The organism is Cupriavidus sp. GA3-3 (assembly GCF_000389805.1).
In the GTDB taxonomy this organism is placed as follows: domain Bacteria; phylum Pseudomonadota; class Gammaproteobacteria; order Burkholderiales; family Burkholderiaceae; genus Cupriavidus; species Cupriavidus necator_D.
The window spans coordinates 276,998-288,725 of sequence record NZ_KB944503.1 but is presented as its reverse complement, the minus strand read 5'-3'; the positions used below and the strand labels follow the sequence as shown (position 1 = coordinate 288,725).

Genomic DNA, 11,728 nt, shown 5'->3' with positions numbered 1-11,728 from the left:
GATCCCTACACCGACGGTGCCCGCACGGTAGCCGGCCTGGACCGCAGCGGTGTTTCGGTCCAACCGTCGCGCAGCTTCGACCCGTACACCGATGGTGCCCGCGTTGGCAAGCCCGATCCCTACACCGACGGTGCCCGCACGGTAGCCGGCCTGGACCGCAGCGGTGTTTCGGTCCAACCGTCGCGCAGCTTCGACCCGTACACCGATGGTGCCCGCGTTGGCAAGCCTGATCCCTACACCGACGGTGCCCGCACGGTAGCCGGCCTGGACCGCAGCGGTGTTTCGGCCCAACCGTCGCGCAGCTTCGATCCGTACACCGACGGTGCGCGCGTGGGCAAGGCTGACCCTTATACCGACGGCGCCATCGCCTGAGAGCCGGCCGGCGTGATGCCGGCCATTGAAAACCGCCGGGCCGCCTGGGTGCGGCCCGTCTTCAGGAGTTGATCATGCGTTGGCGTGACACTGCGCTGATCCTTGGCGGATGGGTAGGGCTTTGCTTCGCAAGCGGGTCCCTCATCACGCTGATCGCACAATCGCTGCCGGCCTGAACGGCGCGGCAGCAAGACGATGGAGTTGATGCCATGAACACCCGATCCGTACGCGAGCAACTGGTCGAACATGCGCTGGTGCTGATCCGCCGCAGGGGGTTCAACGGCTTCAGCTACCGCGACCTGGCCGACCTGGTCGGGGTCAAGACCTCGAGCATCCACTATTACTTCCCGTCCAAGGACGACCTGGTGCTGGCAGCGGTGCGCGAATACGGCGCCCGCAGGCGGGCGCGCCTGGATGCGATCGACGCCAGCCTGCCGCCCGCGGAGCAGGCGCGGCAATACCTTGCGCCGTTGCGCGCGGGTGCCGGCACCGACCAGGCTTGCCTGGTGGGCATGCTGTCGGCCGACGTGCTGATGCTGCCGGACGCGGTGCGCGCCGCGATGCAGGACTTTATCCGGCTCAATGAGCAATGGCTGGCCAGCTTGTTCGAGCGCGCCGCGGCGCAGCGCAAGTCGCCCTATCCGATTCCGCCGCAGCAGCTGGCGCAGGTGGTGTTCGGGGCGTTGCAGAACGGCTTGATCAGTGCGCGGCTGTTTGGCACGCCGGACCGGCTCGATGCCGCGGCGGCGCTGCTGACCAGCGCCATGCCGGCGGAGCAGGCCTTAGCCGCCGCTTAGTGTCAGTATCACCGAGCCGGCGACGGCATTGCACAGCCACTGCGGGTCATCGTGGGGCAGGTCATGCCCGGCCCAGTGGTGCGTCAGCAACTGCGCGTCCCAGGCTTGCGCGATGCGCGCCGAGCACACCGGGTTGACCAGGCGGTCTGCCGCCGAGGCAAGCAGCAGCGCCGGGCAGCGCGGCGCACTGGCGGGGGCGCGATAGCGGGCAGCGGCCAGCAACTGTGCCAGCGCGGCTTGGCGGCTCACCGGCGCGTCGGCGGCAATGGCCTGCCAGGTCTCGAGATCGCGTGCCAGCGTGTCGGTGCGGGCACAGGTGATGGCATGGATGGTCCGCTCGCAGTACGCGCGGTCCTGCCAGCGCTGCGCCACGCGCAGCAGCTTGCCCCAGTTGCGCGGCCGCAGGCGCTGTGCGGGCGTGCAGAACGGCCGCATGCTGGTATTGACCAGCACCAGGCCGCCGACTTCCTCCGGATAGGCGCTGGCCCACTCGGTCGCGGCCATCGCACCCAGCGACATCGCCAGCACGCGGTACGGTCCGTGCGCGCCGGTGGCCGACAACTGGCGCCGCACCGCGGTGACCATCTCAGGCACGCTCCACGGCGCCGGCTGCGCCGACAGCGCGCCGTTGCCGGGCAGGTCGGGCAGCAGCGGCCGGCCCAGCCCGGCCGCTTCCCAACGCGCCGGCAGGCTTCCCCAGTGGCGCGATTCCCGCGTCAGTCCCCGCAAGAATACCCATCGGCTCATGGCGCCGGCTCCGTCTGCCAGTGTGCGCGTGCCTGCAGCAGCAGGTCGTCACGCTGCGCGCCGCGCGGCCGCCAGCGATCCGGCGCAAAGGCCACGCGGCCCAGGAAGTCGAACAGGCTCACGTGCCGGCGCAGCACGCGCGCGGTGCGGTGCGCCTTGATCGGGTTGAAGATGCCCTCGCGCGAGAACAGCTGGCGCGGGTTCTTCTTGATCCACAGCCACGAGCCCAGTTCCAGCGTCATCGGCAGGAACAGGTTGCCGTGCGGCGTCAGGTCATAGGCATGGTCCCACAGGTCGCCGTGCAGCAGGTACTGGTGGCTTTGCGGCTCGAAGGTGTAGCCGTGGTGCGGGTGGGCCTGCTCGAACAGCGTCTTGAGCAGGTACATCTCGGGCAGGTGCGCCATCGGCCGGCGCGTGCCCGCGTACGGAAACCAGATGCTGTCGCGCCAGCCGTAGCCTGAATGGCAGTCCACCGCAAAGCTGAGCGGGCGCGGCAGCAGTTCTTCCTGCACCACGCGCAGCAGCGCGCGGCTTTCCGTTTCCATCGGCGCGCCCGCCGGGCCGCGGTACCAGGGCAGCCAGGCGCCGATGCGCTGGCCGCCGGCCAGGAAGGGCACACGCGCATCGGCGTCCTGCGGGCCATTGCGCATCAGGTCGACGCCGTTGGGGTTGGCGCGGGTGCCGGCCCACATGCCGCCGGGGTTGACGATCGGCATGAATACCAGCCGCACCGACTGCAGTTCGCGGTGCAGCAGCTCGTCCCATGCCAGCCGGCTCAGCACCGAGCGCAGGTAGTCCAGCACCAGCTGCGTGCCGATGCGTTCCAGCCCGTGGATGCCGCCGAAGATGCCGATCGCCGGCGCGCCCGGATCGCGGCTGCCGAGCGTGGCGACATGGACGCCGAAGCGATGGCCCTGCACCATGGTTTCGCAGACCACCCGCGTATCCAGCACGTGGCTGCCCGTATCCAGCAAGGCCAGCAGCTGGTCGTACTCGGGGAAGCCGGCGTGCGGATGCATGGGCTCAGGCGGTCGGCACGCCGGCCGTGCCGAACAGGTGCAAGACCGGCCAGCCGCGTGCCTCGGCCGCGTCCCGCAGCGTCGAATCCGGATTGACGGCGACCGGATGGCCAACGCTTTCTAGCAGCGGCAGATCGTTGCGGGAGTCGCTATAGAAGGTGGCCTGTGCCAGCGCCGTGTGCGCAATGCCCAGCGTGTCGAGCCACGCCAGCACGCGCAGCACCTTGCCAGGCCCAAAGGCCGGCACGCCGGCCAGCGCGCCGGTGAACTCGCCGTGCGCATCGTGTTCCGCCTCCACCGCCAGCAGGTGCGGCACGCCCAGCTGGCGCGCGATCGGCTCGGTGACAAAACGGCAGGTGGCGGTGACGATGCAGCACAGGTCGCCGGCGGAGAGGTGGCGGGCCAGCAGGTCGCGCGCCGCCGGCTGGATGGCGGGCACGATCACTTTGCGCATGAAGTCCGCGCGCCACTGCGTCAGTCGTTCACGCGGATGGCGCGCCAGCAGGCCCAGGGCAAAGCGCGCATGGGCGGCAAAGTCCAGCCGCCCCGCCTGGTAGGCCGCCAGCCAGCGCGTGTTGTGCGCATCGATTTCGGCAGCCTCGGCGCCGCCCACGGCAACGAGGTAGCGAGCCCATTCATACTCGCTGTCGAGCGGCAGCAGGGTGTGGTCGAGGTCAAACAGGGCGAGGCGGGGGGCAGCGGGCATGCGGGATAGCTCAGTTGGCGAAACCGGCAAGCTTGGCGCGGCGTGGTGACCGCGCGGTGATGAAGGACCCAAGTTTTCCGATACCGGCATTGGCGCTTTACCTTGCGCGGCAGGCATGCGGGTGTCAGGCGGCGTGGGTGGCGGCGGTCGGCTCGTCCAGCGCCACGCAGTCCAGGAAGGCGCCGACCAGCCGGGTCTCGCGCCGGCTCTGCAGGCAGTATAGGTATTCATGCAGCACCGGCGCGCCTTGTGCGAACCGCACCACGCGCAGCAGCGGGTCGCGTGGCACCTCGCCCAGCGGCACCACGCTGGCGCCCAGGCCCTGGCGGATGGCCTCGTAGATGGCCTCGCGGCTGCCGATCACGGTGTGCGGCGGCAGTTCCAGCCCGCACGCGGCCAGTGCCGTCTCGGTGGCCTTGCGCGTCATCGAGCCGTGCTCGCGCACCAGCAGGTGGCAGCCGCGCAGTTGCGGCAGCTCGACCTGCGCCAGCCGCGCCAGCGCATGGTCCGGATGGGCCACCAGCACCATCGGGTCCGTCGCCAGCCGGATGCAGGCAAGCCGGTCGTCGTCCACCGGGTGCGACGATACTGCGGCGTCGATGCGGTACTCGAACAGCGCCTCCAGCATCTGCTGCGAATTGCCGATGTCCAGGCTCACGTCGATCGCCGGGTAGCGCTGCCGGAACGCCGCCACCGTGCGCAGGATGTAGTAGGGACCGGTGGCGCCGATGCGCAGGTTGCCGAAGCGCAGGTTGCCGGCGTTGCGCAGCAGGTAGTCGGCATTGCCTTCCTGCTGCATCAGCTGCTCGACCACCGGCATCAGCGCCACGCCCACGTCGCTCAGGTCGACGCGGCTGGCGCGGCGGTGGAACAGCTCAACGCCGTAGGTCTCTTCCAGCTGGCGGATGCGGCCGGTGACGGTGGGCTGGCTGATGCGCAGCTGCCTGGCCGCCATGGTGATGCTGCCCTGGCGCGCCACTTCGAAAAAGGTCATCAGCAGGTCGCCGAGCATGGTTATCCGCAGGAAAGTTGGGGGGCAGCCCGGACAGGTCCCGGACGACCGCGCAGTCTAGCGGGCCAATATGACAAAACGGCTACGCCCGCCCGCGGCCGGAGCGGCCGGGGGCGGGCGCAGCGCTGCCCGTCAGGCGACTTGCGCGTCAGCCGTTGAGGCCCATCGCCGGATCGGACACGCTGTCCTTGCCGGTCTCGATGCGGCCGGCGAAGCGGCGCGTGAAGCCGCCTTGCGCGGTAGTGACGGTGAAGTCGTACCAGTTGCCCTGGCGGGCCACGGGCCAGTGCTGCTGCAGCTGCATGCCGGCCGGCACCTCGTAGGTCCAGGGACCGTCGGTGCGGTAGGCGTTAGGCTGCACGGTGAAGGTGCAGGGGGCGCTGCCGGTGTTGATCATGTCCACGTACACCGCGGCATTGGCGATGTCATAGCAGACCCGGATCTCCGGCGCGCTGGCACCCGCCGCAGTCACGGCCCCCACGTTGCCGCGGAAGGCGCGGTGGAAGCCGTTGGGGCCAAGCACCCACAGGTCGTACTTGCCGTCGTCGCCGGCAAAGACGTCCCAGCTGCCATGCAGTTCCTTGCCCGGCTCGACCATGTAGCGGCGCGGCACGCGGTCCAGGTGCAGGCGGTCGTAGACGTGGAACACCGCCGCCGCGGTGCCGGTGTTGCTGAACAGCAGCCACACCGCGCGCTGGTCGCGGGCGTCTTCGCGGGCGCTTACGTGCAGCTCATAGGGCAGGGCGCGCGACGGGCGCGTGCCGGTGTCCTGCTGCGGCATCTGCTGGCTGCTGGCCGAAGGCAGCGGCACTTGCGGCAGCACGCCTTGCGCGGTGCGGATGGCATCGGCGCTGGCCTTGTCGCGGTTGGGCAGCGTGGGCAGCGGGTTGGTGTTCGGGCTGACGAAGTTGAAGGCCGAGGTCAGGTCGCCCGCCACCGCGCGGCGGAAGCTGCTGATATTGGTCTCGGCCACGCCAAAGCGGGCTTCCAGGAAGCGCAGCACCGAGGTGTGGTCGGACACCTGCGAGTTGACCCAGCCGCCGCGGCTCCATGGCGAGACCACGTACATCGGCACGCGCGGGCCGGGGCCGTAGGGGCGCTTGTCGACGTGGTACTCCGGCCTGACCTGTTGCGGGTCGAGCGTGGTGGCGCCGGCCAGCGTGTCGCCGTCGTAGGCGGGCGCGCACGGCGGCGGCACGTGGTCGAAGTAGCCGTCGTTCTCGTCGAAGTTGATCAGCAGCACGGTCTTGCTCCAGACCGCCGGGTTGGCGGTCAGGGCATTCAGCACCTCTTGCGTATACCACGCGCCCTGTACCGGGCTGGAAGGCCCGGGGTGCTCCGAGTACGTCGCCGGCGCCACGATCCACGACACCTGCGGCAGCTTGCCCGCGGCAACGTCGTCGCGCAGCGATTGCAGGAAGCCGCCGTCAGGCATGGTGTTGGCCACGCCCTTGAGCAGCGGGCTGATGGCGTCGTCGGCGCTGGTGTATGCCGGGTAGGGGCTGCCGTTGGCCTGGTTGCCGCGCGCGGCGTTGGCGTCGCGGTATTGCTTGAAGCCCGCAAGCGGGTTGTCGGTGAAGTTGTCCGGCATGTTCTGGTAGACCTTCCAGCTCACGCCGGCGGCTTCCAGGCGCTCCGGGTAGGTCTTCCAGGTGTAGGCCGGGGCCGACCCCGTGAACGAGTCGCCGCTGTTGTCGATCACCGGCCCGCCGTTGGCGCCGCCGGGGTCGTTGGTGCCGGTCCAGTGGAACAGGCGGTTGGAGTTGGTGCCGCCGTGGAAGCTGCAATGGTAGGCGTCGCAGACGGTGAAGGCATTGGCCAGCGCCACCTGGAAGTCCAGCTCGGCCTCGGTGTAGTAGCCCATCGACTGGGTCTGCTTGTAGGTGGGCCACTTGTTCATGCGGCCCAGGTCCCAGGCGTTCTGCGCATCCGGGTACGAGTGCGGCGTGCCGCTGACGCGCTGCGCATTGCCGGCGCTGCTGTCGAGGTGGTAGGGCAGCACGGTGCGGGTGGTGCTGCCGTTGGTATAGGTCTGCTGCCAGACGTTCAGGCCGCCCGCCAGCGGGATCGGGAAGCGGTCGCCAAAGCCGCGCACGCCGCGCAGCGTGCCGAAGTAATTGTCGAACGAGCGGTTTTCCTGCATCAGGATGACCACGTGCTCGACGTCGCGTATGGTACCGGTGGCGTTGTTGGCCGGGATTGCCAGCGCGCGGCGGATGGACGGCGGGAAGGCCGCCAGCGCGGCGGTGGCGGCGGCGCTGCCGCCGGCGAGTTTGAGGAAGTTGCGTCTGCTTTGCGGGTTCATGGATTCTGTGCCGGGTGGTTTCTGGAGGGGAGACGGGCCAGGCCCGGCTTCAGGGTGCGCAGCGCAGCTGCGGCTTCACGGCGGGCGTCTCGCCAGGCTGGTCGCTGCCATTCCCCTGGCCGGGGTTGCCGCCGGTACCCGGGGCACCCGGCGTGATCGGTGCCGCGTTGGGCGAGCCGGTGGGGCTGTCGCCGGAGTCGCCGCCGCAGGCGGCGAGCGCTGCGCACATCAGCAGGGCGGCGAGCCAGTGCGGCCGCGCCAGGGTGGAAGGTCGGAAAGTCATGGTGTCAATCTCCTGCAGGGGATCGGGCGGGGGGGAAGGGTCGGTGAGGAACCCGTTCCGTGACGAAACGGGCTCCGGCCGGATTTAAGGATTCAGCGTGGACAGCGGCTGGCGTGCGCCGGTGATGGCCTTCAGCTCGTCCAGCGACAGCACGCGCGTCCACATCGCCAGGTCGTTGAAGCCCATCACGCCCTTGAGCGCGCCGGGGTTGTTGCCCACGTAGTTGTGCGTGGCATCGTCGTTCACGCCCCAGCCGGTGCCGAGCCCGGCCAGCTTGGTCACGTCGGTATTGGTGATCGCCTTGTTCTCGGTCTTCTGCAGGCCCAGCACCGGATCGATGACATAGGCGCTGAAGCGCCTGGCTGTCGCATCGACCGACAGCGCCAGGTAGGCCCACTGGTTGGCCGACACCTTCATGCCGTTGATGTCGTCGCGTTTGCCGCTGCCGCTGCCCAGGTTGAAGCGGATCTCGCAGCTGCCGAACAGCGCGACGGCAATGCCGGGGTTGCCGCCCGAGATGTAGTTCTTGTTGGACAGGATGGGCTCGCCGGTGCCGTTGCCCTGGGCGCAGTCGGTGCGGAACCAGAAGCCGATGGTGAACTGCGGGCTCTGCGTGATATCGGCAGCGTTGTACGCCAGCTTGTAGCTGTCGACACGCGAGTCCAGCTGCAGCGACTGGCTGCTGAAGTTGTCGGCAGCCAGCGTGCCGCCGTCAAGGCTTGCCACCCACGGGCCGAGCGTGGCGGCGTTCTTCGCGTCGGCGAACGGCTTGCTGTCGAGGCTGAAGTACGTGGCCAGGCCATTGAGCAGCGTCGGCGCCAGCGTGACCGGCTTGACGTAGTGGATCTGCGCCAGGTACGACACCGGCACGTCATTGCGCACCAGCGTGTAGTTGAACTGGTACAGGCCCGTGGCCATGTTGAAGGCCTTGTCGGTGAACTGCCGCACCTCAGGTTCCAGCGAGGCGATCTGCACGCCGTCGCGCAGAACGCGGGTGACGCCGAAGGCTTCGGTCGGGTTCTGCCAGCCCAGCGTGATGGCGTCGTTGTACTGGCTGATGCTGGCGCCGATGGCTCGCACGCCTGCGTTGGCGGTGGTCAGCGCCGAACCGTCCAGCCGCGTGGTGGCCGGGTCAAGCGCCACGCCGGCGTGGGCCAGCACGGTGGGGACGAGATCGGCTTCGGTCGGCAGCGCCGACAGGTCCGCCGGGGTGTCCGGCGCTGCTGCGCCAGGTTTGGCCAGCGCGCCGTTGAGCGCCTTGTTGGTGGCGAGGAAGGCGGTGCGGTTCTCCACCGTCGGCACCGTGGTGGTGGCGCCGGTGGCATCCAGGCCGTGGCTGGTGGTGACCATCACCAGCCAGTCTTCACCCGGCTGCCCCTGGCTGCGCGCGGCGACGGCGCCGAGCAGCTCGCCCAGCGCCTTGTCGATTCCGGCCAGGGCCGCGGCATAGGCGCCGTTGCCAAAGCCGCCGGCTTCTGCCGCCTGCGCCGGCGCGCTGTATTGCGCAAACACTACGCCATAGCCGGACTGCACCTGCCGCACGGCGTTCTGCGTGACGCAGCTGTCGACCCCGGCGCAGTCAACCAGCGTATCGAGCATGCCCGCTTCCTGCTCGGCCTTGAGCAGGCCCGGCAGCACCCCCGAACTGGTGGATGCGCCTTGCTGCAGGCCGGGTTTGCCGGCCGCGCGCAGGTAGCGGAATACGGTGGGGGCCTGCAGTGCGGTGCTGCCGGTATCGTCTTCGATGCCGTGGCGGTTGGCCCAGGCGCCGGTCAGCACCGTGGCCCAGCTGGGCGCGTCCAGCGGCGGCTGCGCGGTGATGGTGCCGGGCATGCCGCCGGTGGCGGTGGGCACCAGGTTCAGCCGGGCCAGGTTGGGCAGCTCGCGCCGCAGCAGCGCGCCCTGCACCTGGGCATAGGTGGCACCGTCCACGCCGACCAGCAGCACGCGCGGGCCGCCGGCACCGGCAGGCGGCGGGGTCTTGATGGTGGTGTCGTTCGGTGCGGTTGTCGGCGCGGTGTCATCGCCGCCGCCGCAGCCGGCCAGTGTTGCCGCCAGTGCGGCGATCATGGTGGCGGCCAGCACACGGCCGCGCGACATCCCCGCCAGCCTGTCCGGTGCAAGGTTCCCTGCCATCTTTGATTCCCCTGTTCATCTGCGTTGTTGTGCGCCGGCGGCAGGTGCCGCGTGGCGGATTGCGTTTGCCGCAATGCGCTCGCAGAGTAAGAACCGGGGTTGTCACCGTGGTGACAGCGGGGCAAAGAATGCTGATGGGGCTATTCGGATTCTTGGGGTGAGGGTGGCGCCAGCGTCCTATGCCTGGGGCGTGCCAACGGCATCGCCTGCCTGGATCAGCAGCACCGCGTCGCGCTTGTCCAGTAGGTGCTGGCGCAGGATGGCCGCAAGCCGCTTGCCGTCGCGTGCTTCAAGTGCCTGCAGCATCTCTTCGTGGTCGCGGATGGCGCTGTCCCACTTCGGCTTCTGATAGTTGGAGCGGAAGCGCAGTGCCTGCAGTCGCCGGTTCACAGACAGATAGGTCTGGCGCAGCGCCGAATTGCGGGCCGCCAGGTTGATGCGGTCATGGATCTGGTGGTTGATGCGGTAATAGCCGGGCAGGTCGTCATTTGCCCGGCAGGCCAGCATCGCATAGTGCAGGGCCTTGATCTCGGCCAGTTCCACGGCCGTGATGCGTTCACAGGCCAGTTCGCCGGAAAACGCTTCCAGCCCGCTCATCAGCTCAAACGTGTCCTGGATCTCCGCCCCGGACAGGCGCGAAACGGTTGCCCCGCGGTTAGGCGAGATATCGATCAGGCCCTCTGCCGCCAGCACCTTCAGGGCCTCGCGCAGCGGCGTGCGGGAGATGCCTAGGGTCTCGCACAGTTCGCGCTCATTGAGCTTCCTGCCCGGTTCCAGGGTGCCCTCGACGATGAACGTGCGCAGGTGGGCCACCACGGTGTCGTGCAAGCGTTGCCGTTCGAGCCTGGGCAGTACGGGGGCCGGCGAATCCGTGCCAGAAGTTGCGACAATTTGCATTCAAAATTCCTATCGCGTGATTGCGTTCAATTTTAGCAGACCCTTAACTGGAACTCAAAAACGCAAGTAAACCCTTGTATTGTGGGGTAAACGCTAGAGAATTTCGGCGCAATCCCGGCTGTTTTCCCGTCACTCCTCTGATAAAGTATTTTGCATTCAAAACTCAACAGGAGGAGTCAAATGCTTAATCTCAACTTCCATCCCGCCGGCCGCCACTTCCTGCAGATCCCCGGGCCGAGCCCGGTTCCCGATCGCATCCTGCGCGCCATCAGCTATCCGACCATCGATCATCGCGGCCCGGAATTCGGCGCGCTGGGCCTCAAGGTGCTGGACGGCATCAAGAAGATCTTCAAGACCGAGCAGCCGGTGGTGATCTATCCGGCTTCGGGCACGGGGGCCTGGGAAGCGGCGCTGTCGAACACGCTGAGCCCTGGCGACACGGTGCTGATGTTCGAGACCGGCCACTTCGCCACGCTGTGGAAGAAGATGGCCGAGAACCTGGGTATCAAGCCCGAATTCCTCGGCCTGCCGGGCGTGGAGGGCTGGCGCCACGGGGTGCAGGCCGACATGATCGAGGCCCGCCTGCGTGCCGACAGCGCGCATGTGATCAAGGCGGTGTGCGTGGTGCACAACGAGACCTCGACTGGCGTGACCTCGGATATCGCCGCCGTGCGCCGCGCCATCGATGCGGCCGGACACCCGGCGCTGCTGCTGGTCGACACCATCTCGGGGCTGGCGTCCGCCGATTACCGGCATGACGAGTGGGGCGTGGATGTGACCGTGTCCGGCTCGCAGAAGGGCCTGATGCTGCCGCCTGGCATCAGCTTCAATGCGGTCTCGCCCAAGGCCATCGCAGCTTCCCGCACGGCCCGGCTGCCGCGCAGCTTCTGGGGCTGGGATGAAATCATCGAGATGAACCGGACCGGCTACTGGCCCTATACCCCCAGCACGAACCTGCTTTATGGCCTGTCCGAAGCCCTCGACATGATCCTTGAGGAAGGGCTGGACAACGTCTTCACCCGCCACCAGCGCCTGGCCGAAGCCTGCCGCCGCGCGGTCAAGGCCTGGGGCCTGGAGATCCAGTGCGCGGACCCGGCCGTCTACAGCCCGGTGCTGACCGGCGTGATGATGCCCGAGGGGATCGACGCGGACGTGGTGCGCAGGAACATCTATGACCGCTTCAACATGTCGCTCGGCGCCGGCCTGGGCAAGGTCAAGGGCCGCATGTTCCGTATCGGCCATCTGGGCGACTGCAACGACCTCACGCTGATGGCCACGCTGGCCGGCTGCGAGATGGGCCTGAAGATCTCGGGCGTTTCGCTCGCGGGCAGCGGCACCGTTGCCGCCATGGACTATCTCGCCACGCACGCGACGCCGCTGCCGCTCAAGGCTGCCGCCTGACGCAGTCACTGCCTTCCGAGACGGGGGCGGGCGCCGCGCGTGCGCAACGCCGC

10 protein-coding genes and 1 pseudogene are annotated in these 11,728 nt (G+C 68.6%); 3 read left to right on the top strand and 8 right to left on the bottom strand.

The genetic code is table 11. From position 1 onward, the window contains the following. Both C265_RS27995 and C265_RS27990 read left to right on the top strand, forming a co-directional pair. Positions 1 to 372, top strand: a pseudogene (locus tag C265_RS27995) (copper resistance protein CopQ); the annotation flags it as partial. 209 nt (positions 373 to 581) lie between these two features. Beyond that, the gene (locus C265_RS27990) at positions 582 to 1,169 is read left to right on the top strand and encodes a TetR/AcrR family transcriptional regulator (protein WP_010814087.1); all 588 of its coding nucleotides are present in this window, start codon (positions 582 to 584) and stop codon (positions 1,167 to 1,169) included. Here the strand turns inward: C265_RS27990 and C265_RS27985 are convergent. From C265_RS27985 to C265_RS27950, 8 genes are all read right to left on the bottom strand, one after another. Next, entirely contained in the window at positions 1,155 to 1,916 is a 762-nt protein-coding gene (locus C265_RS27985) for an alpha/beta fold hydrolase (RefSeq protein WP_010814088.1), read from the bottom strand. The genes C265_RS27990 and C265_RS27985 overlap by 15 nt on opposite strands. Further along, positions 1,913 to 2,935 carry a M14 family zinc carboxypeptidase gene (locus C265_RS27980; RefSeq protein WP_010814089.1) on the bottom strand — a complete coding sequence of 341 codons (1,023 nt, stop codon included), beginning with the start codon at positions 2,933 to 2,935 and terminating at the stop codon, positions 1,913 to 1,915. The genes C265_RS27985 and C265_RS27980 overlap by 4 nt, the downstream gene beginning before the upstream one ends. Positions 2,936 to 2,939: 4 nt before the next feature. Beyond that, positions 2,940 to 3,641: an HAD family phosphatase gene (locus C265_RS27975; RefSeq protein ID WP_010814090.1), complete on the bottom strand. Its 702-nt coding sequence runs from the start codon at positions 3,639 to 3,641 to the stop codon at positions 2,940 to 2,942. 124 nt (positions 3,642 to 3,765) lie between these two features. Next, a complete protein-coding gene (locus C265_RS27970) occupies positions 3,766 to 4,653 on the bottom strand; it encodes a LysR substrate-binding domain-containing protein (RefSeq protein ID WP_010814091.1) in 888 nt (295 codons plus the stop codon). Positions 4,654 to 4,801: 148 nt separating this feature from the next. After that, on the bottom strand, positions 4,802 to 6,958 hold the full coding sequence (locus C265_RS27965) for a phosphocholine-specific phospholipase C (protein ID WP_010814092.1): 2,157 nt from the start codon (positions 6,956 to 6,958) through the stop codon (positions 4,802 to 4,804). A 49-nt stretch (positions 6,959 to 7,007) separates the two neighbouring features. After that, entirely contained in the window at positions 7,008 to 7,241 is a 234-nt protein-coding gene (locus C265_RS27960) for a hypothetical protein (protein ID WP_010814093.1), read from the bottom strand. Between the two features lie 84 nt (positions 7,242 to 7,325). Beyond that, the gene (locus C265_RS27955) at positions 7,326 to 9,377 is read right to left on the bottom strand and encodes a LamG-like jellyroll fold domain-containing protein (RefSeq protein ID WP_037025476.1); all 2,052 of its coding nucleotides are present in this window, start codon (positions 9,375 to 9,377) and stop codon (positions 7,326 to 7,328) included. Positions 9,378 to 9,554: 177 nt separating this feature from the next. Further along, positions 9,555 to 10,274: a GntR family transcriptional regulator gene (locus tag C265_RS27950; RefSeq protein ID WP_010814095.1), complete on the bottom strand. Its 720-nt coding sequence runs from the start codon at positions 10,272 to 10,274 to the stop codon at positions 9,555 to 9,557. 180 nt (positions 10,275 to 10,454) lie between these two features. On the opposite strand from C265_RS27950, the gene C265_RS27945 reads away from it, so the two are divergent. Further along, entirely contained in the window at positions 10,455 to 11,675 is a 1,221-nt protein-coding gene (locus tag C265_RS27945) for an alanine--glyoxylate aminotransferase family protein (protein WP_010814096.1), read from the top strand. Positions 11,676 to 11,728 lie beyond the last annotated feature (53 nt).